At 70.0% G+C, this 24,633-nt stretch carries 27 protein-coding genes; 9 read left to right on the top strand and 18 right to left on the bottom strand.

All coding sequences use genetic code 11. From position 1 onward, the window contains the following. Positions 1-49: 49 nt before the first annotated feature. From CH341_RS05040 to CH341_RS04995, 10 genes are all read right to left on the bottom strand, one after another. Complete coding sequence (locus tag CH341_RS05040) at positions 50-403, bottom strand: DUF4031 domain-containing protein (RefSeq protein WP_111417939.1); 354 nt, start codon at positions 401-403, stop codon at positions 50-52. After that, complete coding sequence (locus CH341_RS05035) at positions 400-663, bottom strand: hypothetical protein (protein WP_111417938.1); 264 nt, start codon at positions 661-663, stop codon at positions 400-402. The genes CH341_RS05040 and CH341_RS05035 overlap by 4 nt, the downstream gene beginning before the upstream one ends. Next, complete coding sequence (locus CH341_RS05030; RefSeq protein ID WP_111417937.1) at positions 660-2,459, bottom strand: SNF2-related protein; 1,800 nt, start codon at positions 2,457-2,459, stop codon at positions 660-662. Before CH341_RS05030 ends, CH341_RS05035 begins: the two co-directional genes overlap by 4 nt. Next, positions 2,456-2,893: a hypothetical protein gene (locus CH341_RS05025; RefSeq protein WP_111417936.1), complete on the bottom strand. Its 438-nt coding sequence runs from the start codon at positions 2,891-2,893 to the stop codon at positions 2,456-2,458. The genes CH341_RS05030 and CH341_RS05025 overlap by 4 nt, the downstream gene beginning before the upstream one ends. Then, the gene (locus tag CH341_RS05020; RefSeq protein WP_146604379.1) at positions 2,890-3,252 is read right to left on the bottom strand and encodes a hypothetical protein; all 363 of its coding nucleotides are present in this window, start codon (positions 3,250-3,252) and stop codon (positions 2,890-2,892) included. Before CH341_RS05020 ends, CH341_RS05025 begins: the two co-directional genes overlap by 4 nt. Then, entirely contained in the window at positions 3,249-4,271 is a 1,023-nt protein-coding gene (locus CH341_RS05015; RefSeq protein WP_111417934.1) for a DUF5131 family protein, read from the bottom strand. The genes CH341_RS05020 and CH341_RS05015 overlap by 4 nt, the downstream gene beginning before the upstream one ends. Further along, on the bottom strand, positions 4,268-4,708 hold the full coding sequence (locus tag CH341_RS05010; protein ID WP_111417933.1) for a hypothetical protein: 441 nt from the start codon (positions 4,706-4,708) through the stop codon (positions 4,268-4,270). The genes CH341_RS05015 and CH341_RS05010 overlap by 4 nt, the downstream gene beginning before the upstream one ends. After that, complete coding sequence (locus CH341_RS05005; RefSeq protein ID WP_111417932.1) at positions 4,705-4,944, bottom strand: hypothetical protein; 240 nt, start codon at positions 4,942-4,944, stop codon at positions 4,705-4,707. The genes CH341_RS05010 and CH341_RS05005 overlap by 4 nt, the downstream gene beginning before the upstream one ends. Positions 4,945-5,559: 615 nt before the next feature. Beyond that, the gene (locus tag CH341_RS05000; protein ID WP_111417931.1) at positions 5,560-6,546 is read right to left on the bottom strand and encodes a tripartite tricarboxylate transporter substrate-binding protein; all 987 of its coding nucleotides are present in this window, start codon (positions 6,544-6,546) and stop codon (positions 5,560-5,562) included. Positions 6,547-6,604: 58 nt separating this feature from the next. After that, on the bottom strand, positions 6,605-7,471 hold the full coding sequence (locus CH341_RS04995; RefSeq protein ID WP_111417930.1) for an amidohydrolase family protein: 867 nt from the start codon (positions 7,469-7,471) through the stop codon (positions 6,605-6,607). Positions 7,472-7,603: 132 nt separating this feature from the next. Between CH341_RS04995 and CH341_RS04990 the strand changes: the two genes are divergently transcribed. Continuing rightward, entirely contained in the window at positions 7,604-8,794 is a 1,191-nt protein-coding gene (locus tag CH341_RS04990) for a LysR family transcriptional regulator (RefSeq protein WP_245430886.1), read from the top strand. A 73-nt stretch (positions 8,795-8,867) separates the two neighbouring features. Here the strand turns inward: CH341_RS04990 and CH341_RS04985 are convergent, their stop codons facing one another. From CH341_RS04985 to CH341_RS04965, 5 genes are read right to left on the bottom strand one after another with little or no spacing between them, the layout of a single operon-like run. Continuing rightward, positions 8,868-10,061 (bottom strand): NnrS family protein, encoded by a 1,194-nt coding sequence (locus CH341_RS04985; RefSeq protein WP_111417928.1) that lies wholly within the window; start codon positions 10,059-10,061, stop codon positions 8,868-8,870. Beyond that, the gene (locus tag CH341_RS04980; protein WP_111417927.1) at positions 10,058-10,801 is read right to left on the bottom strand and encodes an ABC transporter ATP-binding protein; all 744 of its coding nucleotides are present in this window, start codon (positions 10,799-10,801) and stop codon (positions 10,058-10,060) included. Before CH341_RS04980 ends, CH341_RS04985 begins: the two co-directional genes overlap by 4 nt. 42 nt (positions 10,802-10,843) lie before the next feature. After that, complete coding sequence (locus CH341_RS04975; protein WP_111417926.1) at positions 10,844-11,665, bottom strand: ABC transporter permease; 822 nt, start codon at positions 11,663-11,665, stop codon at positions 10,844-10,846. Beyond that, entirely contained in the window at positions 11,662-12,705 is a 1,044-nt protein-coding gene (locus tag CH341_RS04970) for an ABC transporter substrate-binding protein (RefSeq protein WP_111417925.1), read from the bottom strand. The genes CH341_RS04975 and CH341_RS04970 overlap by 4 nt, the downstream gene beginning before the upstream one ends. Then, on the bottom strand, positions 12,702-13,706 hold the full coding sequence (locus tag CH341_RS04965) for an ABC transporter substrate-binding protein (protein ID WP_111417924.1): 1,005 nt from the start codon (positions 13,704-13,706) through the stop codon (positions 12,702-12,704). The genes CH341_RS04970 and CH341_RS04965 overlap by 4 nt, the downstream gene beginning before the upstream one ends. A 266-nt stretch (positions 13,707-13,972) precedes the next feature. Here CH341_RS04965 and CH341_RS04960 point away from each other — a divergent pair, with 266 nt between their 5' ends. The 4 genes from CH341_RS04960 (at position 13,973) to nusB (ending at position 16,555) form a co-directional block, all read left to right on the top strand. Further along, the gene (locus CH341_RS04960) at positions 13,973-14,836 is read left to right on the top strand and encodes a DMT family transporter (protein WP_170149477.1); all 864 of its coding nucleotides are present in this window, start codon (positions 13,973-13,975) and stop codon (positions 14,834-14,836) included. Positions 14,837-14,893: 57 nt separating this feature from the next. Next, on the top strand, positions 14,894-15,499 hold the full coding sequence (locus CH341_RS04955; protein ID WP_111417922.1) for a riboflavin synthase: 606 nt from the start codon (positions 14,894-14,896) through the stop codon (positions 15,497-15,499). A gap of 61 nt (positions 15,500-15,560) precedes the next feature. Further along, a complete protein-coding gene (gene ribH / locus CH341_RS04950) occupies positions 15,561-16,067 on the top strand; it encodes a 6,7-dimethyl-8-ribityllumazine synthase (RefSeq protein ID WP_111417921.1) in 507 nt (168 codons plus the stop codon). Next, positions 16,064-16,555: a transcription antitermination factor NusB gene (gene nusB, locus CH341_RS04945; RefSeq protein ID WP_111417920.1), complete on the top strand. Its 492-nt coding sequence runs from the start codon at positions 16,064-16,066 to the stop codon at positions 16,553-16,555. The genes ribH and nusB overlap by 4 nt, the downstream gene beginning before the upstream one ends. Positions 16,556-16,576: 21 nt before the next feature. Here nusB and CH341_RS04940 read toward each other — a convergent pair whose 3' ends face one another. After that, positions 16,577-17,008, bottom strand: coding sequence for a hypothetical protein (locus tag CH341_RS04940; protein ID WP_111417919.1), 432 nt, complete (start codon positions 17,006-17,008; stop codon positions 16,577-16,579). A 298-nt stretch (positions 17,009-17,306) separates the two neighbouring features. On the opposite strand from CH341_RS04940, the gene CH341_RS04935 reads away from it, so the two are divergent. Further along, positions 17,307-17,888, top strand: a complete 582-nt coding sequence (locus CH341_RS04935) for a TetR/AcrR family transcriptional regulator (RefSeq protein WP_111417918.1) — start codon at positions 17,307-17,309, stop codon at positions 17,886-17,888. 69 nt (positions 17,889-17,957) lie between these two features. Here CH341_RS04935 and phbB read toward each other — a convergent pair whose 3' ends face one another. Next, complete coding sequence (phbB, locus tag CH341_RS04930) at positions 17,958-18,692, bottom strand: acetoacetyl-CoA reductase (RefSeq protein WP_111417917.1); 735 nt, start codon at positions 18,690-18,692, stop codon at positions 17,958-17,960. A 553-nt stretch (positions 18,693-19,245) separates the two neighbouring features. Here phbB and CH341_RS04925 point away from each other — a divergent pair. Then, the gene (locus CH341_RS04925; RefSeq protein WP_146604378.1) at positions 19,246-21,276 is read left to right on the top strand and encodes a methyl-accepting chemotaxis protein; all 2,031 of its coding nucleotides are present in this window, start codon (positions 19,246-19,248) and stop codon (positions 21,274-21,276) included. A 77-nt stretch (positions 21,277-21,353) separates the two neighbouring features. On the opposite strand, the gene CH341_RS04920 is transcribed toward CH341_RS04925, so the two are convergent. Further along, a complete protein-coding gene (locus CH341_RS04920; RefSeq protein WP_245430885.1) occupies positions 21,354-22,415 on the bottom strand; it encodes a CBS domain-containing protein in 1,062 nt (353 codons plus the stop codon). A gap of 164 nt (positions 22,416-22,579) precedes the next feature. On the opposite strand from CH341_RS04920, the gene CH341_RS04915 reads away from it, so the two are divergent. Together CH341_RS04915 and CH341_RS04910 are read left to right on the top strand one after the other, a co-directional pair. Continuing rightward, a complete protein-coding gene (locus CH341_RS04915) occupies positions 22,580-23,995 on the top strand; it encodes a bifunctional enoyl-CoA hydratase/phosphate acetyltransferase (RefSeq protein WP_210208181.1) in 1,416 nt (471 codons plus the stop codon). 114 nt (positions 23,996-24,109) lie between these two features. Beyond that, entirely contained in the window at positions 24,110-24,616 is a 507-nt protein-coding gene (locus tag CH341_RS04910; RefSeq protein ID WP_111417914.1) for a hypothetical protein, read from the top strand. Positions 24,617-24,633 lie beyond the last annotated feature (17 nt).

Here is a 24,633-nt window from a genome sequence, read left to right as displayed (position 1 = left end):
TGCATCACGCCCTTGCCGCAGCGAAGGCACTTCGTGAACTCTCGTTGTTTCATGATGCTGCTCCCGAGCGGGTGGTGATGGTCCGTGCGGCCGCAATTCTGGCCAGCGTCCTCTCCCCTCTCGCGACCAGCGCGGGATCGGCCGAGGCGAGGTGCAGCCGGGCGACGTGCTCGACCGGCCCGTATCGGTCGGTCAGCACGGCGCCACGCCGGAGCGCCAGGCGCTTCTTGCCGAGGCTGATGTCGTAGTGCCGCCAGGAGGCCTTCGGCGGCTGCTGGAACCAGCGCCGCGCGATCCCGAGGCCGTCCGCCATGGCGTGCAGCTCGTCCTCGGTGTCGGCCCACATGTGGCACATGATCATCTGGCCGAACCGGTGCTGGACGTCGTCGACATAGACGGTCACGTCCGTCCCTCCGTCGTCTCCAGGAAGCGATGCTGTCGGGACGCGCCGCGCATCATCGCTTTCGTCACCGCGTCGAGCGACCAGAGGCAGAGCTGACCGCGCAGCCCGCACCGAGTCGTCAGCTCTTCGAGGATCACCGGCGCAGCCGCGTCCTCGCCGTGGACGCGAAACACGGCGAGAGGCCTGCCGCCGTGCCAGATCACCGCACCGACGGCGATCGCGGCGTCGCGCCGCAGGGCAGGGCGGAGCTGGTCGCTCACGTCCGTCCCTCCGTCGTCTCCAGGAAACGCTGCGCCAGCAGCTTGAGGCGGCTCTGGTCGCGGACGACGATCTCGGGGCCGGCGAGCGGATCGGTGATGCCGCGGGACTGGAAGGCCTTGAGGCCGAGCACGCCGGCCATCACCGGATCGGCACCGCCGTTCGCATGCAGGATGTGGGCATCGACGGGCCAGCGCTGCTGGCCGAGGCGGCGGAGCCGCCAGACGAGCTGGTCGATCACCTGGGGCGACCAGTCGAGCTCGCCGACCACTAGCGTGTTGCAGACCTTCTGCAGCCCGTCGAGGCCGGAGCCGGAGCGCAGCGAGATCATCATCACGCGCGAGCGGCCTGCGATGAACGCGGCCTTGTTCTTGTCCTTCTGGGCCGGGGTTTCGGACCCGGTGTAGAGGACGGGCGAGAACGCCGCGAGCTCGCGCAGCCACACCTCGTAGACGTCACGGTGCCAGCCGGCGAGCAGCACCGGGTCGCCGCCGGCGAGCAGCAGCCGAACATAGGCGGCGACATGCCTCGCCTTCGCCATGCCGGTGATGCGGCGCAGCCGTGCATCGAGGTCGCGCGCCGCCTGGCCGCTCTCCGTGAATGAGCCGGTGGTGACCTGGATGGCCAAGGCGCGGCACAGCGCCAACTCGTCCTGCTCGACCTCCTCATCGTAGGGGACGTCGACGACGATGCGGTTCGGCTTGGGCAGCGCGTCGCCCAACTCGGCCTTCACCTCGGCGTCGTCGTAGGTGCGGCGGATCGTGATGGTCTGCTCGCGCAGATGCATGCCGAGCGCGTCGGGCTCCTTCACCACCCAGTGCTGCCCGACCGCGTGGCACCACTCCCGCCGGAACTCCCACACCGAGCCGAGCGCGCCCGGCTCGATGTACTCGACGATGTTGAACATCTCGTCGCCGTAGTTGTAGATCGGCGTCGCGGTGAGGCCGACCCGGATGGCGGCGTTCCGGACGAAGACCTTTCCGGCCTTGCCCTTCTGTGCGTCGCCGCCCCGGCGCAGCTCCTGAATCTCGTCGAACAGCACGACCCGGAACACGCCCTGTCCGGCGATGTCGACCCAGCCGGCGATGTTGGAGTAGCGGAACACGTAGACGTCCGCCTCGGGCAGGTCGTAGGGCCGGGTGCCGTCGATCACGTAGACGCGCAGAGTCGAAAACTCGGCGATGCGCTCGGCCCACTGGGTGGCGAGGTGGGCCTGGACGACCACGGCGGCCGGGAACAGGCCGGCCTTCACCATGATGCCGGTGCCGGTGATCGTCTTACCCATGCCGCCCTCGTCAAGGACGAGCAGGCGCCGCATCCGCACGGCGATCTCGATCGCCTTCTCCTGAAACGCGAAGGCGCGCTTGTCCGCCCGGAGCGCCGTGTGCACGGCGGGGCGCCACTCGGGCAGCAGGATGCGCTCGAACTCGGCCCGGCTGGCCTCGAAGCGCCGGCGCTCGCGCGTCAACCGGCGGCGGTCCTCGGCCGTCATGTCCATCCGGTAGCGGGACAGAAACCAGTCGAGATCAGCGCAGACGATCGGCGAGTCCTCGAAGGTGAACCGTCCGGTCTCCGCCTTGTCGAGGCGCGGGAACACGCTCTTCAGCCGCAGCGCGACCTGCGGGGCGACGCTGCTCATCACCCACCGCGCACCACCGCGGCCGCCACAGGAAAAGGAGAGCCGGCCATAGGCGCCTGCGGTGGCCCGCGCAGCCGGGCCCGCCCGCGCGGCGTTGGTCGCGCAGGGGAGCTGCATGATCTCGGCGGGATCCGTGAGCAGATCGACGCGTATGGTCACAGCCAGGCCCTCCCGAGATCGACCACCCGGGCCGGCTTGCCGGCGATGATCGGGGGCAGGGCGCCAGGGCGGACCGTGGCCAGCACCAGGCCGACCACGTCGGGGTGAAGGCAGTAGCGCTCGCACTGGCGATAGACGTCGCGGCGGCCGCCGTGGAGCTTCACCTCCACGGCGATTCCGTGGGGCGGCGCCGCGCCGGGCGGGGCGAGCACCGGCACGTAGAAGTCGACGATGTCGCCCGGACCGAGGCGTTTTTCACGTTCGAACACCAGGCCGAACCGGCGGAACGTCGCCTCGATCGCGTTCTGCAGCCCGATCTCTGAGCCGAACGGATAGCGCTCGCCGCGCAGCATGAACGCGATGGAGCCGAGCCGTTCGGACACGATCTCCGGGTTGATCGCAGCAGCCGTCACGGTGTAGGCGGTGACGCTCACGGCCGAGCCTCCTCGGCCGCCGGTGCGGCGCGGTACCAGGCGCGCGCGTCGTCGTGCTGAACGATCGCCTCCGTCAGCGTCTCCAGCGTCAGGAACTCCCGCCCGACGTCGTCGATCAGCGGCGGCGTGAGCTCGTCGACCTCGATCACGCCGTCGTCGGCGAAGTGGAATCGGGTCGCGACCTTGTCGCTCCGGTCCCCGGTGACGGCCTTCGTCACCCGCGGATCGCGCACCGACACGAAGTGCTGCTGCCAACGGCCACGCGCGAAGTCGATGCAGGCGACGCGCCGCCACCCGCCCGCGCGCAGCTCGCCGGCGAGCACCTCGGCCCGGCGTCGCACATGCTCGGGAACGCTCACGGCCGCACCTCCGGCCATTCCCGCACCCGCAAATCCGACGGCCACTCGGCCGGGTCCTCGCCTTTGCGGTCCTTGAAAGCGACGACGTCGACGCTCTTGTGGCGCCGCCATTTGGCGCCGGCGGCGATTGCGGACACGGCCTCGGCGCGCGTCATGCGGCAGGTGCGGCCGAGCTGCTTCACGAAGACCGGCATCGCCGATGTCCGGCACTGCCGTACCAGGTCCCGGACGATGTCGATGTCGGTCGGCTCGGGGCCGTTGAGGCCGCCGACGATCGCCAGATCGAGGCCGCCGGACCGGCCGCGGCCGCCACGCACGTCCCATCGGACGCCGCCGCCGCAATCGATCTCGGCGAGGTCGATGTAGTTCAGCAGCGGCTCAAAGGAGACCAACCGCTTGGCGAGAGGCGTCTGCAGGACCTCCGGAATCATCCGGTTCGCGTCGTCCTGGGTGGAGCAGGATGGGCCGGCCCAGACGTTGGGGAGGGGCCAGTCCTGGCCTTCCTGCAAAAGCAAAACGGCGTCACCGTCTCTGCTATCCGGCGCCTTCCACCCCGGCCGCCGGACGTACGGACGTCGGCCCGGATCGGACCGCAACGCGCTTAGGTAACGCCCCATCCGCTCCGGCCGCTTCGTCAGCTCGATGTAGGTGTGCTGCGGCGTCAGGGCCTGAACGGCCTTGATCCGGTCGATCCACTCGTCCGGCACCCACGACCCGTAAAGGTCCGTCATCGAGCAGGCGAAGATCCGGAGCGGCTTGCGCCAGTGGAGCGGGGCCCGCAGCGTTTTTTCGTCGAGGAAGAGCTCGACGTCGTCACGGTGCCCCGGCTTGTAGGGCAGCCCGGTGCCGCCACGCGCGCCGGCGCGGTTCTGTGCGGCCGCGTAGCAGTGCTTGCAGCCCTCGTGCACCGGCTCGCAGTGCCAGCCGATCTTGCCGGTCGCCCTGTGACGCGCCCGGATCGGATTCCAGGTCCGGCCCGGCCGGCCGGTCTCGTCCCGCAGCCACGAGATCGTGCTCATGCCGGCTTCCTCCCGAGCGGGATCGAGCGCACCGACACCTTCCGGCAGAACTCGGCGAAGGTCAGTTCGCTGAACGAGTCGCGGAGATCCAGGAAATAGCTGTACTTGGCGCGGCCGGGTGTTGTGGCGACCACCGTGGTGGTGTGACTGTCGTAGAGCACCTCGAACGCCCGGTGGGGGTCGCCGGCCTGCAGGAGGTAGGCCGCGAGGGCGCGTCGACCCTCCTCCGTGACCCGGCACGAAACGATGCCACCCGGCATCGGGCTCCCGACATCCCAGTGCGGGGTTGCTGCAAACTGCGCGGCGAGCACCGGCGGTGCCGCGAAGTAGTTCCGGTGGGTTTCGACGAGAGGATCGAGCGGGCGCCCGAGAGCATGGTCGATCGCCTCCATCGCTTCGTCGGCGAGACAGCGGTTCACCCTGAGGGTCGTGCTCATCGGCCGACACCTCCGGCCGGCCACCACCAGTCGGGGCGGCGATCCGTGCAGTAGGGAAGGCGGGTGAACCAGGCGTCGGCCTGCCGCTGCGCCACGGTGATGTGCGCGGCGGCCCGGCGGCAGGCCTCGAGGTCCTGGTACTGGATGCCCTGCACGCCCTGGTGCAGGCCGTTGTGGGCGGCCGAGGCGAAAATCAGCCAGGTGGTGACGGCGCCGGTTGCGGTGACGGCTGCCATGTCAGCCCCCCGCCGTCAGCGCGTCTCCCACCTCGAAATGCGATTCAACTTTCTCCCCTGAAGATGTTGAATCGCTGGCCTTACAGGCGCTGTTGCCCGGCAAAAAGTTGAATCGGGCCTTGAGAGTCCTGCTGAACCGCCGGCCTGTCACGCCGGAGGTCGCGGGTTCGAGTCCCGTCGCTCCCGCCATCAAATCAAAGACTTGATGGCCCTCCCGATCTCGCGATTGGACCCTCGCTGATTTGCGGGTCGACGCGTCGATTTTTGCTCCCTCCTCTCCGTCGTGCCCATTCGCGAGCCCTTGCCTCGTCGGCGAGCCGTGGCGCTCGTGCGGGAGGTGCGCTGCAGCTCACCGGTCTGATCGACGGTGTTGGCGCCTTGCCGACGAGCGCATGGGACATCGACTCCGCCGGGATTTCCACGGACCCTCGACCGGAACCCAGGCGACGATCTGGACCGGCGACGTGGGAGCACGTCCAGAGATCGGCCGGGGAGGGATCTGCAGATCGGCTGGAACCGGGACGGAGCCGCTGCCGTCAACGAGCGGGCGCAGCCCGCCGGGTCGCACGACGGCAGGAGTCTCGGCCGCGGGACGTCCGGAGGGCTCGCGGCGGGCTACTTCTTCTCGATCCCCGCGTCGGCCACGACCTTGGCCCATTTGACGACCTCGCGGGCGATGCGGGTCCGGAACTCCTCCACCGAGCAGCCCCGGGCCGTCATGCCGAACTTGGTGGCGGAGCCCTGGATGTCGGGCAGGGCGAGCACCTCGATGACGGCGCTGTTCAGCGTCGCGACGATGTCGGGCGGCGTCGCGGCCGGGGCGGCCAGACCGTTCCAGCTCGTCACCTCGTAGTCGGGCAGGCCACTCTCGGCGACGGTCGGCACCTCGGGCAGGGCGGCGGCGCGCTCGGTCGCCGTGGTCGCTACCGCGGTGATCTGGCGGTCCGCGAGCGCACCTTGCAGGGCAGCCTGATACTCGAACAGCACGTCGACGTCGCCCTGGATCATGGCGGTGACGAGCTGTGGCGTCGTCTTGAACGGGATCGACGTGACCGTGATCCCGGCCATCGACTTAAACAGCTCGCCGGCGAGGTGCTGATTGCTGCCCGGATTGATGCTGCCGAAGTTCAGCTTGCCCGGCGACGCCTTGGCGGTCGCGATGATGTCCTGCACGCTCTTGAGCGGGGAGCCCGCCTTGGTCGCGACGACGAGCCCGTACGAGGCCGTCGTCGAGATCGGGACGAGGTCGCGTTCCAGATCGTAAGGCAGCGACTTGAACAGCGATTTCGCCGCGGTCAGTCCGCCCCCGATCATCGCCAGCGTGTAGCCGTCCGGCGTCGAGGCGACCACGGCGTTGATGCCGATCACGCCGGCGGCGCCCGGCCGGTTGTCGATGATGAACTGCTGGCCGAGCTTGTCCGACAGCTTCTGGGCCACCATTCGCATGGTGACGTCGGCGATGCCGCCGGCGCCATAGGGCACGATGATCCGCACGCTGCGGTTCGGGTAGCCGGCCTGGGCGGGCGCCGCCGCCGGCATGGCGCCGACGACGGCGCCGGCGAGGCCGCCGAGGACGACGGTACGGCGATCGGGACGGATCATGGTCTTTCCTCCGGTCTTATCGTTGTCTCCGTCGCCGCAGCGGCGCCGGAGGGACACGTCAGGCGTGGGCCGGCTCGCCGGCGAGCGCGGGGTAGAGGCGTCGAGCCGTGCCGGCGAAGATCGTGGCCCGGTCGGTCTCCGACAGGCAGGATAGGCTGTCACGAGCGGCGGCGAGGATGCGGCTCATCGGCCCGGGCTCGGCCGGGAAGTTGGAGCCCCAGGCGATCCGGTCCGCCCCGAAGGTCGCGACCAGACGCGGGAAGAAGTCCTCCGGCCGGGACGCCCCTGTCGAAGCTTCGCGCACGGTCCGGCTGGTCAGCTTGAGCACCACGTTCGGTCGGTCGGCGAGGGCGAACAGCCAGCCCGCGTTGCGATACGGCGCGCCGTCGGAGAGATCCACGCGGGCGAGGTGGTCGAGGATCACGGGGACGCGCCGGAACCGGTCCAGCAGGATCAGGAGCTGGTCGATGCCCTCCGGACGCATCTGGATACAGACAGGCAGGGCGGCGGCCTCCGCCCGCTCCCAGATCGGGAAGGTTCGCGGATCGGCGAGCCAGCCGGCCTGGCCCGGCTGTGTCGTGCCGGTGGTGAACAGGCGGAGCCCCGTCAGGCCGGCGGCGACCCAGTGGTCGAACACGCGGGGCGCGTCGGGCGCGAACATGTCCATCGAGAAGACGCCGGTGAACCGGTCCGGAAAGGCCGCGACCGACCATGCGGCATAGGAATTATCGAACCCGTAGGCCGTCGACGCCTGCACGACCGCCGCCTTCGCGACGCCTCCCTCGTTGAGGGCGGCCACCAGTTCCTCGGCCGTGGTCGGGTGGGCATGCGACCAGTCCGACTGCTTGCCTCCGAGAGGGGCCAGCGGGTAGCGCGCCGTATCCGGCGAGATCACATGCGTGTGGATATCGATGATGTCTGTCATGGGCGGATCCTCATCGCCGCCATGTCAGCATCTTTCGACACAGTCGCAGGCATTCCAACCGTGTTTCGGGGCATAACTTTGTGCTAAGTATTCATGCCGCGCCGCACTGTCCGGGAGGAGCGCTTGGATCCGGTGACGCTCGGGCGCCTGCGCGCCTTCCACCACGCCGCAATGGCGGGCGGCATGACGGCCGCGGCCCGAACGCTGCGCTTGACGCAGCCGGCGGTCAGCCGCGCCGTCCAGGGCCTGGAGGAGGCGCTCGGGACGACCCTGATGGAGCGGCGCGGCGACGGCAGCGGGCTGACCGAGGACGGGCGCGTGCTGGCTCGCCGGATCGATCGCTTCTTCTCGCGGCTGGCCGGCGCGGTCGGCGCAGCGACCGGACGCGATCCGGCCAGCGAGGCCGTGGCCCGCACCGTCCGAGCGCTGGGCGACGCGCATCTGCGCAGCCTCACCGCGATCTGGACGGCCGAGACCTTCCGCCGCGCCGCCGCCGCGCTGGGCGTGGCCGAGCCGACGCTGCATCGCGCCGCGCGCGATCTCGAGCAGCGCGTCGGCGTGCCGCTCTATCGGCGGACGCGCGACGGAGTCGGGCTGTCACCGACCGGGGCCGAGCTCGCCCGCCGGTTCGCTTTGGCCGGGGCGGAGATCCGGGCCGCCCGCGAGGAGCTGAGTCTCGGGCGTGGCACCGCCGCGGCCGTCGTCACGATCGGGGTGCTGGCGCTGGCGCCTGTCCGGCTGGTCGCGCGGGCTGCCGAAACGCTGCTGGAGCGGCATCCGTGGGCGCGGCTGACGATCCGGGAAGGGCCTTATGCGGCGCTCGCCGACGCGCTGCGCAGCGGCAGCCTCGACGTGATCTTCGGTGCACTGCGTGCGCCGCCGCCCTTCGCGGATCTCACCGAGGAAGCGCTGTTCGACGATCCCTACCGGGTCGCATGCCGGTCGGGCCACCCGCTCGCAGCGCGCCGTGACCTCGCACCCGCCGACCTGCGGCCGTATGGCTGGGTGGTGCCCACCGCCAGCCTGCCTCGGCGCGCCGTGATCGATCGCATCGTGACCGGCTGGGACTTGCCGCGCCGGGTCCAGATCGAGGCGGATTCGCTCGGCGGCACCGTGGCGGCGCTGGCGGCGAGCGATCGCTTGAGCCTGCTGCCGCAGGGCTGTGTGATCGGCGAGGGCGGGGGTGACAGCCTCGCCGTGCTGGATCTCGCCGTGCCGCACCAGCGTCGGACCGTGGGTCTCACGACACATGCCGATTGGCTGCCCACCGCCGTCCAGGCGGATTTCGTCGGCTTGCTGCGGAGTGCGACCGCGGCGGCGTGACACCGGCCGCGTCGGCCCGCCTCACGGCCGGCCGCGTCCGGTCATCACGGGTCGGAACGCGTGGAGGTCGGCATCACCCGGGCTTGCCGTCGAGGCGAGGGGTCACGAGCCAAGGGCCGAACACCACGAGCCAGGCGAGGAAGCCGGCCGCCCACAGCGCGCTCGGCAGTGCGACCCCGAGCCACGGCATCGCCTCCGGGGCGATCTCCGGGACGGCGACCCGCAGCAGCGTCGCGGCGATGATCAGGAGCGGGCCGATCCACACGGCGCGCGGCAACGGGAAGGCGCGGCCGCTGTGGCGCAGCGACACGATCGACATCACGGTGACGACCGTGAGCGAAGCGGCGCCCATGCCGAGCAGGTGGCGCAGGCCGACCGGATCGAAGCAAGCGCCCAGCGCGGCGGCGCCGAGTCCGGCCAGGCCGGCCGCCATGAAGGCTTGCGCCACGTAGAACAGCAGCACCTGCGGGCGGCGAAGCGCCGCGCCCCGGTGCAGCTCCACGATGCGGTCGAGCTGGGCGCAGGCGGCGGCGAGGGCGATCCATCCGGTGACCGGACTCGCCGGAGCGAACGTGTCGGCGGCGGCAAACAGCGCGAGGGTCGCGGCAGCGAAGTGGCGCCGCCCGGGCGACAGGCGGACCGGACCGCGCAGTCCGGCCTCCTGCAGCGCGGCGCCGAGCGCCACCGGGAGAATCCGGCCGAGCGCCAGTGCGATCGCGACCAGCAGCAGATCGAGGCCCAGCACCACGGCGACATCGGGCGTGCCGGGCAGCGCTCCCAGCCGCGTCATGTGGAACCAGAAATTGGCGAGCAGCAGGCCGGCAACGACGAGCCCGAGATCGATCGGCCGCTTTCCGGCTTTCGCGAGCGCCGGCAGGGCACTGCCGAACACGGCCGGCAGAAAGGCGAGGTCGGCGAGGGCGACCAGCGAGGCGGGCAGCACGCCGTCGAGCCAGAAGGCGAGGCGGCCGGCGAGCCAGACCGTGACCAGCATCGCGAGCGGACGGCCCGTCACCGCCGGCGTGCCGGTCCAGCTCGGCAGGGCGGTGAGCAGAAACCCGGCCATCGCCGCGGCGAGACAGCCGAACACCTGTTCGTGGGCGTGCCACGCCGCACTGCCGATCGTTCCGCTCCCGACGAGACCGGTCCAGATCACGGGCAGCGGCAGCACGGCCGAGATGGCGGCGAGCGGAACCAGCAGGAAGAACGGGCGGAACGCGCTCGCGAGCACGATGTCGCCGAAGCGCGGAGCGGCCGGCGGCTTCACGACAGGCCCTCGACGGCGAGGGCCTCGGCCGTCGCCGGATCCGCGAGCAGCCGTCCGACCTCGGCCTGGACGAAGCCGTCGTCCCGCGCCGCGCGGGGCATGCCGATGTCGTGCTGCGCCGCGACGTGCGCCGGGCGCGGCGACAGCACGACGATGCGGTCCGCCATGCGTACGGCCTCCGCGAGGTCGTGCGTGACCAGCACCGTAGTGAGCCCGCGGGCGTCGATCAGCCGCCGCACCAGCGCCTGCATCTGCCGGCGCAGTCCGACATCCAGCGCGCTGAACGGCTCGTCGAGCAGCAGCAGGTCGGGCTCGATCGCGAGGGCCCGGGCGAGCGCCACGCGCTGTCGCATGCCGCCGGAAAGCTCGCGCGGATACTTCTCACCGTCCTCCGCCGTGAGGCCGACCGTGCCGAGCAGGCGGTCGGCCCGTGCGCTACATTCCGTCCGGCTCATCGGCAAGGCGTTCAGGCCGAAGGCGATGTTGCCGCGGGCATCGCGCCACGGCAGCAGGCAGGGGTCCTGGAACACGAAGGCGGGCCGCGCGAACGGATGGGCGACGCGTCCCTGATCGGGCCGCAGGAGCCCGCCGATCATGGCGAGCAGCGTGCTCTTGCCGCAGCCGGACGGCCCGATCAGGCAGCCGACCTGTGCGGCCGGCAAGGTGACGGAGAGGCCGGACAGCACCGGCTCGGGTCCGAAGGCGTGCGACACGGCGTCGATCGCGAGCCCGGCGCTCATCCGTCTCGGAGAGTCCTGAGCGATCATCACGGCGGGGCTCATTCAGATGCCCTGCGGGTCGCGCGTCTCGGCGCCGGGCAGCTCGCGCCGCCAGCCGAGGACATGCCGGCGCAGCGGCTCGAGCAGCAGATATTCGACGGCGAGGAGGAGCGCGACGACGACGAGGATCCAGGCCATCGCCTTGACGGTGTCGACCTGGACGCGTGCCGTGGCGAGCCCGTCGCCGATTCCGCCGGCGCCGCTCAGCAGCTCGGTCATCACGGCGACCTTCCAGGACAAGGCGAGAGCGGTCGCGACGGCCGGGAACAGATAGGACAGCATGTGCGGTAGATAGACGTCCCACACCAGCACGCGACGCGGCACCCGGAAGGCGCGAGCCATTCGCTGCAGTGCGCCATCGAGGCTGCGCACCCCCTCGGCCGCGCTGGCGAACACGACCGGCGCGCTCGTCACCAGCACGGTGAACACCACGGCGAGCCCGCTGCCGCCGAACCACAGCAGCGACAGCACCACCCAGGCGATGGCCGGAATCCCGAGCATCAGCGTCGAGACCGGCGCGAGCAGCCGGCGCATCATGTCCGAGAGGCCGGCGAGGGCGCCGAGCAGGCCGCCGACCAGCACGCCGCCCAGGAAGCCGGCGAGGGCGTTACGGCCGGTCTCGACCACGGCTGGCCAGACCCTGCCGTCCAGCGTCATGCGCCAGAGCATCGCGAAGGTTTCGCGCGGCGAGGGCAGCACCAGGGTGCCATAGGCCTCGTGCCCAGCCTCCCACAGTGCGACCAGCAGCAACAGGCTCGCGGCGGCGCCCCATCCGCCCCACACGTAGTCGAGCGCTTGGGCGAGTCGCGTCCGCAGCGGGATCATGCGGTGTCTCCCCAGTAGAACCGGGCGGGCGGCAGTGGGCCCCCCAGGACGTTCGGGGCGACGGCGGTGAGGTCCGCATAATAGTGTGCGATGTCGTCGTGGGCCGCGGCCGCGGTCACTACGTCGAGCCGGAAATGCGGCAGCGACGCCTCGATCACGGCGGCGGGCAGATCCAACGGCTCGGCGCCGAGCCGGCCGGCCGCCGCCGGCTCGGCCCGCACCCAGTCGGCCGCGGTGACGCAGGCGGCGTGGGCGGCCACCACCAGCTCGGGCCGTGACTGCAGCAGTGCCTCGCTCGCCACCAGCCCGGCCTTCGGCAGGCCGCGCGGGCGTCCGACGAGGGCGCCATAAGCTGCGGTGAGATCGGCGATCCGGCGCACCGGCCGGTCGGACGGCGCGGCCCGCATCAGCACCGCGGTAGCGACCGGCTCCGGCAGCGCGGCGAGGTCGGTCTCGCCGGCGAGCAGCCGCCGGGCCGTCTCGGCCGGCGAGCCGCAGTAGTCCAGCTCGACATCGCGATCCGGATCGACGCCCAGCCGGCGCAGCACCAGGCGGAGGATCAGGTCGGGCGCCTCGCCCCGGAACGCCACGGTGACACGCCGGCCGGCGAGCTGCTCGACCCGCTGCACGTCGGCGCGGCCGATCAGGAACAGGAGCCCCCAGGCGAGCACGTCGACGAGGCGGATCGCGGCGCCGGCGTTGAACAGCGAGGCGGCCGCGTCGGTCGGCAGCGCGACGAGGTCGTAGGCGCCGGTGCGCACGCCGGCGCGCAGCTCGTCGAGGGTACGCCAGACCGTCAGGGTCGGCGTCGTGACATGGGACGCGAACGCGCCGGACGCGATGGCGCGGGCCAGCAGCACGGTCGGGGTGGCCGGCATGCCGGCGATCACCAGACGCTCGATCTGTCCCGCAGCGAGACCACCCGTTTCGGACGCGCCGCTGCGGCCGGAGGCCAGCGTCCATGCGGTGGTGGCGAGGCCCGCCAGCGCGGCGCGGCGGGAGACGGCGCCGGCGCGGTCCGAAACCGCGCGGCCGATCATGCGCTCTGGCCCCAGTAGAACCCGTCGTCGGGCAGGCGTCCGCCCAGAATGTCGGGCGACATCTCCATCAGGTCGGTGAAGTAGCGTTCGATGTCCGGACGGGCCGCCGCCGCCGAGACCACCTCGAGGCGGAAATGAGGAACCGACTGGGCGATGGTTCCGGGGCCGAGATCGAGCAAGGGCGCGCCGAGACGGCCGGCCTCGACGGGATTGTCGAGCACCCACCGCGAGCCGGCGATGCAGCCGTCATGGATTGCCTGCACGATCTCGGGATGCGCCTGAAGTAAATCCTCCCGTACGCCGAGGCCGGCTTGGGCGATGCGCGGTGGCCGGCCGGCGAGCCGGCCGTAGACCTCGGTCAGGTCGGCGGCTCGGCGCAGCGCGATGCCCGCCTGGGCGCCGCGGATCTCCGCCGCGGTGGCGGCCGGCTCGGAGATCACCGCGAGCTCGGCGCGGCCGGCGAGGAGGAGCTGCACGGCTTCGGTCGGGGTGCCGACGTAATGGAGCCGGACGTCGGCGTCGGGGTTCATCCCGAGCCGCCGCAGCGTCATGCGAAAGATCAGGTCGGGCGCATCGTTGCGGAACGCCATCAGCACCGATTTTCCGGCGATGTCCTCGATCCGACGAACGCTCTCGTCACGGCTCATCAGATAGAGGAGCCCCCAGGTGACGATGTTCATCAGGCGCACCGGAGCACCGCGGTTGCGCATGGTGGCGCAGGAATAGGACGGCGTGCCGAACACCTTCATGTCGCCCGAGATCACGCCGGCGCGCATCTGGTCGGGGCTGCGCCAGATCTTCAGCTGGGGCTTGTCGGCGAAGGTCGAAAGCGTGCCGGTCTCGATCAGGCGCGCCATCACCACGGACGGCGTCGCCGGCATTCCGTGAATCACCAGGCTGTCGAGCCGGTTCGGCGCCGCTGCGACGCGCCGTGGCAGGAGCGCCGCTGCACCTGCGCCGACGACGCCCACCAATGCGTCGCGTCGGGTCGGCCCCATCATGCCGTGTCTCCTGTTGCCGCGAGGCGTCTTACGCTCCAGCATCCGCGATCGCCGGGTGGACCGGTGGTAGTCGGTCGCTCGGTCGCCCGACATACGAGAGATTACCGAGAAAATATGGAATTGGCCGAAACTGCCGCCCCGCACAGGCCCCGCTTGACGCAGCCGCCCGGGCGGGGGAGTGCTGCAGGGCCAGCCCGTCCGACATCTCCGACCGGGCTCATCCGACGCTCGATGACCTTTCCCGACATGACCTCTCCCGACGGCCCATGACATCACGTTCCGTTCTGCCCGGCATCTTGTTCATGGTCGGCGCCACGATCATGTTCTCGGTCGGCGGCGCCGTCTCCAAATGGCAGCTCACGACCTATCCGGTCGGCGAGATCCTGTTCGTGCGCGCCGTCGTCTCGCTGCTCACGGTCGCCGTGATCATCCTGCCGCGCAGCGGCCTGGCGGTGTTCCGGACGAACCGGCTGCGCGACCACGCCACGCGATCGGTCACTCAAGCAGCGGCGCAGACCTGCATCATGGTGGCGCTCGGACTGATGCCGCTCGCCAGCGTCATCGCGGTCAACTTTTCGGCACCGCTGTTCGCCACGCTGATCTCGGCCCTGGTCTTCAAGGAGGCGGCGGGCCGCGCCCGCTGGGCTGCGCTGGTGGCGGGCTTCGTCGGCGTGCTGATCGTCACGAATCCCGGGGCCGAGACGTTTCAGATCGGCTTCCTGTTCGCGATCGGCAACGCGCTGCTCTACGGCGTCGTCACGGCCGGCGTGCGCAGCATGACCAAGACGGAGTCCGCCGGTACCCTCACCATGTGGCAGATGGTGATGCTCACCGCCATCTTCGCGGCCGCGCTGCCGTTCGGCTTCGTGACGCCGACGCCGTGGGACTCCGTGCTGATGATCTTCAACGGCGTGTCCAACGCGGTCGGCCAGTACTGGTGGACCCGCTCGCTCCATCTTGCGCCAGCGGGTGCGGTCGGGCCGTTCTACTACCTGTCGCTGGTGTGGGCGATGGTGATCGGCTTCGTCGTGTGGGGCGACATTCCGACCGTGCATCTCCTGGTCGGGTCGGCCGTGGTGGTTGCCTCGGGGATGGCGCTGCTCTGGCACGAGTCGAGCCGGAAGAGGTGAGCCCGCCGACGTGTTGCGGCGTTGCAATCCGGGCGCCGGCAGCCTAATCCAGGAGCCATGTTCACGGGCATCGTCACGGATATCGGCACGGTCGTCGCGGTCACCCCGCGCGCCGACGACCTGCGCCGGCTCACATTGTCGTGCGGCTACGACCGTTCCACCATCGTGGACGGCGCCTCGATCGCATGCAGCGGGACCTGCCTCACGGTGGTCGCCGCGGGCGTCGATGGTGGGCGGACGTGGTTCGCGGTCGACGCCGCGGCCGAGACGTTGCGGCTCACCACGGTGGGTCGCTGGACGGTGGGGACCCGGGTCAACCTGGAGCGGTCGCTGAAGATCGGCGACGAGCTCGGCGGGCACCTGGTCACCGGGCATGTCGACGGCCTCGCTGATCTTCTCGCGCGCGACGATCTCGGGGAGATGTCGAAACTGACGTTCCGGGTGCCGGTGCGGCTGGCGCGCTTCGTCGCCACCAAGGGCTCGGTGACGCTGGCCGGGGTGTCGCTGACCGTCAACGAAGTGGCCGGCGACACCTTCTCGGTGCTGCTGATTCCCCACACGCTGCAGGTGACCACCTTGGGTGATCTCGCGTCAGGCGACCAGGTCAACCTCGAAGTCGACCTGATGGCGCGTTACGCCGCGCGCCTCGCAGAGGCGGTCTGACGCGATCGGGGTTGCGACCGATCCCGCCGCCTTGCTACTGACGGCGCGACCGAGGAGCCCCATGGCCGGACCGAGCACAGCGACCCGAACGATCGAAGAGCCCTTGCCGGGCGCGCGTATCCTCATCGTCGAGGCGCGCTATTACGGCGCCATCGCCGATGCGCTCCTGGAGGGGGCCCGGCGCGTGCTCGACGCCGCCCAGGTGGAGTGGGACATCGTCAGCGTGCCGGGGTCGCTGGAGGTGCCGCAGGCCGTGGCGATCGCGCTGGAGGCACCGGTCCACACAAGGCGGCTGCCGTTCGACGGGATCGTCGCCCTCGGCTGCGTGATCCGCGGCGAGACCAGCCACTACGACATCGTCGCCGGGGAATCCGCTCGCGCCCTGATGGATCTGGCCGTGCGCCACCGGGTGCCGGTCGGCAACGGCATCGTGACCACCGACACCACCGCGCAGGCGATGGCGCGCGCCAATCCGGACGAGGGCGACAAGGGTGGGGTCGCGGCTGCAGCCGTGACGTCGCTGATCCGGGTGAAACGCCACCTCCAGAGCCCGCGGGGCGAGCGGTGAGCCGAGAGCCGAAGCCCCTGCGCAAGGCGAACCGCCGCGGCGCCGCACGGCTCGCCGCCGTGCAGGCGCTCTACCAGATGGACATCGCGGCGACGCCGCTGCACGAGATTCTCGCCGAATTCGAGAGCCACTGGATCGGCCGCGAGGTCGAGGGCGAGCAGTATCTCCCGGCCGAGGCTGGTTTTTTCCGCGAAATCGTCAACGGCGTGGTGGCCGGCCAGCGTAAGCTCGACCCTCTGGTCGATCAGGCCCTGGCCGCGAGCTGGCCGCTCAAGCGGGTCGAGGCGATCCTGCGTTCGGTGCTGCGGGCCGGCGCCTGGGAACTCGATCAACGTCGCGACATCCCGGCCCGGGTGGTGGTCTCGGAATACGTCGATGTCGCCCACGCCTTCGTCGACCGCGACGAGACCGGCATGGTCAATGCCGTGCTGGACGAGGTCGCCCGGCGACTGCGCGCCGCCGAGTTCGATCCCGCACCGCAAGCCTGAAGGGCCAAGCGGGGCGCCGGTTCAGCGCCAGCCGCCCCTCGTCCAGGCGCAGCCGGACAGGCCGAGGCTCCCGGTTCCGTAATACGCCGCCGGCGCCGCCGGATACACGTATGTGGGATAGGCGTAGATGCGCTGCGCGTCGGTGGCGTAGATGGTGCCGTCCTGGGCGGGCGTGAGATAGCCGACCGGACCGTAGGCGCCGGGCGGCACGGGGCCCCCCGCCGCGACGAAGCCGCCGCGGGTCGGCAGCCGCGTCCGATAGGACACGTACCAGCCGTATCCGGGCCGCCACGAATAACCGTACCGCGAGTATGCAGAAGCATGGGCGCGGTGGTGGGCGGCGGCGTGAGGCATGCCGACGGCCGCATGCGGCGCCTGCGCAAGGGCTGCGGGCACGAAGCCGATCGTCGTGGCGGCGAGCCCAGCCATGAGGATGGTCCCGGTGCGCGTCATCTCCTGGTCCTTTCGCTCGGAATGAGGCCGTGATCGCAGGACTGCATCCGCGATCGCCGCAGACCCGCCACCCGATGTTCTCCCATGGAAGCCTGAAGGCCGAGATAACGCGCCGCGGTCCGCCCCGGTCTCCGGTGATCACCGAGCCCGTTTCGGCCCCGCGGCATCTTGTCCCGCGCTGCGAAAGCCCGGATCGTTAAAGAAGGTATCTTCTCCAACAAAAGACATTAATGTGGTTCGACTAGTCTAAACACGAGCCCCACGACAACCATTCCATAGTAGATTTCGGAATACAGCAATGGCTCGCAAGTACGAGCTGAGAAGCCGTGCCATTCGACAGGACGCCACGCGTCAGAAAATCGTCTCCGCCGCCGTCGACTTGCACTGCGCGATCGGGCCGATCCGAACCAGCATTCTCGCGATAGCGGAACGCGCCGGCGTGGAGCGACCGACGGTCTATCGGCACTTTCCGACGCTCGGCTCGCTCTACGAAGCATGCTCCGCCCGGTTCTGGACTGAAAACCCGCCTCCTGATCCCGCCGCCTGGATCGACATCGCCGAGCCGGAGGAGCGACTGCGTCGTGCGCTCGGCGAACTCTACGGTTTTTTTGAACGGCTTTCCCCGGCGCTGTGGAACATCATGCGCGACCTGGAAGACGAGCCCGAGCTGCAGCGCTTCTGCGCCGGCCATGTCGGTCAGTGGACGCGGATGCGCGAGATTCTGGCCGAGCCTTTCAGCCTGCCGCAGCCCCGGAGAGTCCGGCTCGACGCCGCCATCGCCTACGCGCTGGATTTTTTCGCGTGGCACGCGTCGCGGCGCCACAGCATCTCCAACCCGGAGATCATCGACCTGATGGTCGGCATGGTCCGCTGTCTCTGAGGCGGCAGGTGCCACCCGGACAAGGGAGAGCGCCGCCCCGGCACCGTGATGCCGGGACGACGCATGTCGTCACATGTACTGGCCGCCGTTCGCGGCGATGTCCGTTCCGGTGATGTAGCCGGCGCTGTCGGACGACAGGAACACGACGACGTCGGCGATCTCGTCCGGCGAACCGAGGCGGCCGACCGGGATCAGCGGCAGGATCTTCGTGTCCATCACTTCCTTGGGCACCGACATCACCATCTTGGTGCCGAGATAGCCCGGCGAGATGGTGTTGACCGTCACGCCCTTGCGGCCGACCTCGAGCGCCAGGGACTTGGTGAATCCGTACATGCCGGCCTTGGTGGCGGCATAGTTGGACTGGCCGAACTGGCCCTTGGCGCCGTTCATCGACGAGATGTTGATGATCCGGCCCCAACCGCGCTCGAGCATGCCGTCGATGACCTGCTTGCTCATGTTGAACACCGAATACAGGTTGGTGCGCATCACGAGGTCCCACTGCTCGAAGGTCATCTTGCGGAACATGCTGTCACGCGTGATGCCGGCATTGTTGACCAGCACGTCCACGGGCCCGACCTCGGTCGAGATGCGCGCGACGCACTCCTTGCAGGATTCATAGTCGGCGACGTCGACCTGATAGGCCTTGAACTCGCGGCCTTCCTTCTTTTGGTTGTCCAACCACTCGTCGACCGTCTTGTTGCCCGGCGAACACGTGACGGCGACCCGGTAACCCGCAGCGTGCATCCTCACGCTGATCGACTCTCCCAAGCCCCCCATACCGCCGGTGATGACTGCAACGCGCATGGTCCGAATTCCTCCTCGTTGAATGCGGCGTAACCCTCGTCCCCCCGATCGAGGACCGGGTCGTTCGTGCCTCGGTTCATCCGCAGGCCTCAAAACCCCGAGGCGCGGCTTTCTTCGGCGTTGGTCCTCGCGCTTGCGCAGCTGTCGCGCAGCGGTTCGGATGATTGGGCGCCACGCCGCCGGGGGTCGTTACGGCGTGCACCGGAAATGCAATTGCGATTATGACAGGTGGGCGATCTTCGGCGATTGCGACGAGTACCGCAAGGTGCAGTACGCGGTTGCCGCGAAGGATTGTCCGGTCGCGTCTGCGACCAATTCGCCGGACCGGCACTGTTTCTGATTGTGCAGTGCAACGGTCGACAGTTGTCAGGAAATGGGGCGTGCCGCTCGGTCCCGGTCGTCGGGTCGTCAGCACGCGCGCTGAACGACCGCGTAATATGCCGTCCCTGCAATGCTTCGTTTACGCCTCCTCAAGGTCTACCCCTCTTACTAGTGCGCCGGACGAGTGTGTGACCGACCAGTGAAGTCGGCGCGCCGGCTCCTGGAGGAATTCATGCGGGGTCTTCGATTGCGCGTCGGTGCGAAGCTGACGCTGTCGGCCGCGGTCGGCATCGCTCTTGTCTTGGTCTTGGTCGGAAGCGCGTTCTTCAGCGGTCGCGACACAATCGCGGCGACCGAGACGGCGCTGACGCGCCAGAAGCTCATCCAGGACGCCGGCCGCGCCCAGGTGGAGTTCGAACGGATGCGGGTCGCGTTCCGTGAGATCAAGATGGCCCGGTCCAAGGAGGAGGTCGACAGGGCGCTCACGACTTTCCGGCAGACGGCCGGCGAGGCGTCGCGATACCTCGCCGAGATGCGGAACGCCGTGCGGCTCCAAGACAACGTCACACGCATCGACCGCGCCGCGGGGCTGATCGGGACCTACGACAAGGCCGTCGAGGACGTCGCCATCCTGCAGAAGCAGATCTTCGACCTGTGGGTCGCCCGCGACCAGGTCCTGGACGTCTGGAACAAGGCGTTCGACAGCTTCGTCAAGTCACCGGCGCTCGAGGCGTCGCCGGACGGCGCCGACGTGGAAGCGCTGGTGCGCGAGGCGGATTCGGTCTCCAAGACGGCCCGCATCGTCTCCTGGCGCTACGACGCCACCGAGGCTGCCGCGCAGGCCGCCCGCATCCCGCCGCTGCAGAAGAAGGCCCAGGAGATTCTCCGCCAGGGTCGCGGCAAGCTGACCGACCCGACCCTGATCGCGGCGCTCGACGGTCTCGACAAGAATCTCGCGCGCTTCTCGGAGGTGATCGACAGCACCGTCAAGGCGCGGGCGCAGCAGGGGGAGGTGCTGGAGAAGCGGCTTCATCCGCTGGTCGGTGAGATCGATCGGCTGATCGCCGAGACGGTCGGCTCGGCGACCGAGATGGTTCGCCGCGAGGCCGGCGAGCTGATCTCGGGGGTCGAGCAGGCGACGCGCCTCTCGGTCGTGCTCGGTCTTCTGGTGGTCGCGGTGCTGGTCGGCTCGGCCGTGTTCGGAGGTATGATGGTCGGTAAGCCGGTGCGCCGGATCGGCGAGGTCCTGCGCGGCCTCGCGGACGGCAACCGGTCCGTCGAGATCCCCTACACGGCGCGCTACGACGAGGTCGGCGAGGCGGCGCGCGCCGCGCTCGCCTTCCGTGACAATCTGGCCCGGGTCGAGCAACTCGAATCCGACCGCAAGGCCACCGAGGCCCAGACCGCCGAGGAGCGGCGTGCCGCCATGAGCCGGCTGGCCGGCGAGTTCGAGACCGCGGTCGGCCGGATCGTCGAGCGTGTGTCGCAGGCCTCCGGTGCGCTCGAGGCGGCAGCCGGCGCCATGACGAGCACGGCCGAATCCACCGAGACGCTCGCCGGGAACGTGGCCGCGGCCTCCGAGGAGGCCTCCGCCAATGTGGCCGCGGTCGCCTCGGCGACCCAGGAAATGACCTCGTCGGTCGGCGAGATCGGAAGACAGGTGCAGGAGTCGAGCCGGATCGCCACTCACGCCGTCGCTCAGGCCCGCACCACCGACGACCGCATTGCGACGCTGTCCCAGTCGGCTGGTCGCATCGGCGACGTCGTCAAGCTGATCACGGCGATCGCCGAACAGACCAACCTGCTGGCGCTCAACGCCACCATCGAGGCAGCGCGGGCCGGTGAGGCCGGCCGGGGCTTCGCGATCGTCGCCCAGGAGGTGAAGGCGCTCGCCGCCCAAACCGGCAAGGCGACCGGCGACATCTCGGCCCAGATCGCCGATATGCAGGCGGCGACCCAGGACTCGGTGCTTGCCATCAAGGAGATCGGCGGCACGATCGGGCAGATCGCCGAAATCGCGTCGGCCATCGCGGCCGCCGTCGAGCAGCAGGGTGCGGCGACGGGCGAGATCGCCCGCAACGTCCAGCAGGCCGCCAAGGGCACCGACGAGGTCGCCCGCCACATCACCGACGTGAACCGCGGCGCCAGCGAGACCGGCACGGCCTCCGGCCAGGTGCTCGCCTCCGCCAAGGAGCTGGCCCAGGACGGCGCCCGGCTACGGCAGGAGGTCGGCAAGTTCCTGGCCGCCGTGCGGGCCACCTGAGCGGCGGCGCCTTACGGAGGGTCGAAACGAAACGGGCGCCCCGCGGCGCCCGTTTGGCATTCGGGGCTGCGCCCGGGTTATTTTCCCCAGTTCAGGAACAGACCCACGTCTCCCGGGACGCCGCCGGGGAAGTCGACGACGCGGGCCGACAGGCCGAAGCCCTTGGGGCGCAGCTCGTCCTTCCAGCGCAGGAAGACACGCGCCGGCAGGCCGCGCAGGGTGGCGGGCCATTCGGGATCCGGCACGTTCACGGCGCGGCCGTGGTCGGTGCACAGCTCGCAGGGGAAGCGCAGCATCAGGTGCTCGGTCTCTCCCTTCTCGGCGGCGACGCGGGCCTCGTGCAGCATCCGGTTCCAGGCGGCATCGGTGAGGTCGGCCGCGAGCATCTCGTCGACCTCGTGATGCCGCTTCTCCTCGGCCTGCCGATGGACGTCGGAGCGCAGGGCGCTCTCGTCCTTTTCGTGGCGTTCGACGAGTCCGCGGAAATCGGTGGCCGAGACCACCTCGGTCGCATCGTCGGCGGAAGGGGTGGCGGGCGCGGCGGCCCCGGGTATTTTCTTCTGCATGCGAGCCTGCAAAGCGGTCAGGTGTTCCTGGGCGGCTTGGAGAGTGTCCGGGCTGCGCTCGGACGGCGGCGGCGCAGCGGCGTGGCCGTCGCCGGCGATCGCCCGGACGAGGTCGGCCCGGCTGACGATCCCGACCATGCGGCCGTCGGCGATCACGGGCGCGCGCTTGATCCGGTTCTGCGCCAGCACGCCCGCCACCTCGACGATGTCGGCGTCCTCCGCCACCGTGATCACCGGGCCGGTCATGATCTCGCCGGCGGTCCGCTCATCCTTCTCCAGGTTCGCGATGAACTCGGGGTTGAGCTCCTCGCCCTCGGCGAGCATGCGCAGCCACCAGTCGCGGCGCGCGTCGCGGTCGCGCGCGTCGCGTGGGATCAGGTCCCCCTCGCTCACCATTCCGAGCAGGGAGCCCCCGTCGTCGACCACGGGCACGGCGCTGATTCCGTGCTGGTGCAGGAGCTTGGCGATCACGCGGGCGGGCGCGGACGGCGCCACCGTGATCACGGTCCGGGTCATCACGTCGGCGGCTCTCACGGTCGCTGTCCTGATGTTGGGGAAGGTCGGGCCGAGCATCGCAGGTTCCGTATCTCTCGGCCAATTGGTCACCAAGCTCGGATCGATGACTTTGATCTGGAGCAAGATTTTTGCGGGCGCACCGATTACGATACGCGCAGGCGGCGAGCGTCGGCTTTCAAGACCGCCAGGCAATCATTCTAGGGAGAGCGGTGATGAAAGGAATGAGCGTGCGCAATACCACTTGGGACGAGCTGGAGGTGGGTGCCTCTGCGGCGCTCGACCGGACCTGTACGGCACAGGACTTGTTGCTGTTCGCGCACGTCTCCGGAAACCTCAATCCGCTCACCCTTCCCGGCATGGAGGCGCTCACCAAAGGCGAACCGGTGGCGCCGTCTCTCTGGGTCGGCTCGCTGGTGTCCGCCGTGCTCGGCACCCTGCTGCCGGGCGCCGGCACGCTCTATCGCGCGCAAAGCTTCGATTTCGTCGAGCGGGTCCGGATCGGGTCGCGGCTGCGCATCGAGGTCAAATGCATCGAAAAGCGGGCCAAGCCGATCGCGCTCTTCGAGACCACGGTGCGCGAGAGCGACGGCCGCCTGGTGGTGCGGGGCGTCGCCGAGGTCGAGGCCCCCTCGATGACGATCGTCACCGAGGCGAAGGATCTCCCGGCCCTCATCCTCGACGATCACGAGCATTTCGCCCCGCTGATCGCGGTGGCCAAGCGGCTGCCGGCGCTGCCGACCGCCGTGCTCGGGCCGGACGACCGTCATGCGCTCGGGGGCGCCGTGCTGTCGGCCGAGGAGGGACTGATCGTTCCGATCCTGGTCGGCGACGGCGGACGCATCCGGGCTGCGGCCAAGGATCTCGGTGTCGACATCGGCCGCTTCGAGCTGATCGACGTGGCGGACGACCGCGAAGCGTCGAAGCGCGCCGTCGGGCTGGTCAACACCGGCAAGGCGGCCGCCATCATGAAGGGGAACGTCAAGGCGGAAGCGCTGCTCAACGCCGTCATCAAGCGTGACGGCGGACTGCGCGGCGCCCGCCGGCTCAGCCACTCCTTCGTGCTCGACGTGCCGACACTCGACCACCTGCTGTTCATCACCGACTGTGCCGTGAACATCGCGCCCGACCTCGCCACCAAGGTGGACATCGTCCAGAACGGCATCGACCTGGCGCGTGCTTGCGGCATCGAGACGCCGCGGGTCGGCGTTCTCTCGGCGGTCGAGACCGTGAACCCGAACATCCCGTCCACCCTCGACGCCGCCGCCCTGTCCAAGATGGCGGAGCGCGGCCAGATCAAGGGCGGCATCGTCGACGGGCCGCTCGCCATGGACAACGCCATGGACGTGTCGGCGGCGAAGACCAAGGGCATCACGTCGCTGGTCGCCGGCCGGGCCGAGGTGCTGATCGTCCCCAATCTGGAGGCCGGCAACATGCTGGCCAAGGAACTCACCTTCGTGGCGCGGGCCGAGTCGGCCGGCCTGGTGATCGGCGCCCGGGTGCCCATCATCCTCACCAGCCGGGCCGACAACGATCGGGCGCGGCTCGTTTCCTGTGCGCTCGCGCAGCTCTACATCCACTGGTGCCGGACCGGCCGGTCCGCCTGCACCACGCCGGCCTTCGCCAACGCGGCCGAGTGATCCTGCCGGTTCGGCTGGTCGTAGATCCTGGCCGCCCGCCGGGTGGTCGAGCGAGTCGTGGTCCGGAGGTGGGTCGTGGAGAGTACCGCGGATTGGGTAGCGGGGACCGGGACCGTGGCGGCGCCGTTCAGCGCCGACCGGCTGTTCTCCCGCACGATGGTGGATGCCGGCCATCTGGCCCGGCAGAGCGAGCGCATGATGCAGCGGCTCGCCCAGGCGGCGGAGCGCTTCGGCTACGATCACGGGCTCCGCCTGCAGGGCCAGGTACGGACGCTCGGGCGTGTCGGCGACCGCGTCTGCGCCTATGCGTTCGGGCCCGGGATCCTGCCGCTGGAGGCCTGCGACTACACGCTGCTGGCGGCCCGTCGCGTGCTGCGGAACGTCGAGCCGGTGGCCGGGGCGGCGACGCCGTTCGCTCCGCCGGGCGGCGTGTCTTTGCGGCCGCCCGCCGACAACGGCTTCCTGCTGGCGGAGCGGATGTGGTCCGATCTGGTGAACCAGGTGCTCGATCTGCAGCACGACGTGTTCGGCGTGTGGCTCGATCTGGGCCGCGAGGCGGTGCAGATCCTGCCGGGCTTCGGCCCGGGCGCCGAACCGAACCGCGAGGACAGGAGAGGCTGAGCGTGGATCGGAGCCGC

The sequence above is a fragment of the Rhodoplanes roseus genome, assembly GCF_003258865.1.
Taxonomy (GTDB): domain Bacteria; phylum Pseudomonadota; class Alphaproteobacteria; order Rhizobiales; family Xanthobacteraceae; genus Rhodoplanes; species Rhodoplanes roseus.
The sequence above is the reverse complement of the archived record's forward strand: the minus strand, read 5'-3'. Positions and strand labels throughout refer to the sequence as shown.

Bases quoted from the DNA above. Each gene is read 5' to 3' on its own strand.
- CH341_RS04955 (WP_111417922.1), top strand. From the start codon at position 14,894: ATGTTCACGGGCATCGTCACGGATATCGGCACGGTCGTCGCGGTCACC.
- CH341_RS04965 (WP_111417924.1), bottom strand. From the start codon at position 13,706: ATGATGGGGCCGACCCGACGCGACGCATTGGTGGGCGTCGTCGGCGCA.
- CH341_RS04960 (WP_170149477.1), top strand. From the start codon at position 13,973: ATGACATCACGTTCCGTTCTGCCCGGCATCTTGTTCATGGTCGGCGCC.
- CH341_RS05005 (WP_111417932.1), bottom strand. From the start codon at position 4,944: ATGGCAGCCGTCACCGCAACCGGCGCCGTCACCACCTGGCTGATTTTC.
- CH341_RS05010 (WP_111417933.1), bottom strand. From the start codon at position 4,708: ATGAGCACGACCCTCAGGGTGAACCGCTGTCTCGCCGACGAAGCGATG.
- CH341_RS04970 (WP_111417925.1), bottom strand. From the start codon at position 12,705: ATGATCGGCCGCGCGGTTTCGGACCGCGCCGGCGCCGTCTCCCGCCGC.
- CH341_RS04915 (WP_210208181.1), top strand. From the start codon at position 22,580: ATGAGCGTGCGCAATACCACTTGGGACGAGCTGGAGGTGGGTGCCTCT.
- CH341_RS04940 (WP_111417919.1), bottom strand. From the start codon at position 17,008: ATGACGCGCACCGGGACCATCCTCATGGCTGGGCTCGCCGCCACGACG.
- CH341_RS04925 (WP_146604378.1), top strand. From the start codon at position 19,246: ATGCGGGGTCTTCGATTGCGCGTCGGTGCGAAGCTGACGCTGTCGGCC.
- CH341_RS04935 (WP_111417918.1), top strand. From the start codon at position 17,307: ATGGCTCGCAAGTACGAGCTGAGAAGCCGTGCCATTCGACAGGACGCC.
- CH341_RS05000 (WP_111417931.1), bottom strand. From the start codon at position 6,546: ATGATCCGTCCCGATCGCCGTACCGTCGTCCTCGGCGGCCTCGCCGGC.
- CH341_RS04980 (WP_111417927.1), bottom strand. From the start codon at position 10,801: ATGAGCGCCGGGCTCGCGATCGACGCCGTGTCGCACGCCTTCGGACCC.
- CH341_RS04975 (WP_111417926.1), bottom strand. From the start codon at position 11,665: ATGATCCCGCTGCGGACGCGACTCGCCCAAGCGCTCGACTACGTGTGG.
- ribH (WP_111417921.1), top strand. From the start codon at position 15,561: ATGGCCGGACCGAGCACAGCGACCCGAACGATCGAAGAGCCCTTGCCG.
- CH341_RS05015 (WP_111417934.1), bottom strand. From the start codon at position 4,271: ATGAGCACGATCTCGTGGCTGCGGGACGAGACCGGCCGGCCGGGCCGG.
- phbB (WP_111417917.1), bottom strand. From the start codon at position 18,692: ATGCGCGTTGCAGTCATCACCGGCGGTATGGGGGGCTTGGGAGAGTCG.
- CH341_RS04995 (WP_111417930.1), bottom strand. From the start codon at position 7,471: ATGACAGACATCATCGATATCCACACGCATGTGATCTCGCCGGATACG.
- CH341_RS04920 (WP_245430885.1), bottom strand. From the start codon at position 22,415: ATGCTCGGCCCGACCTTCCCCAACATCAGGACAGCGACCGTGAGAGCC.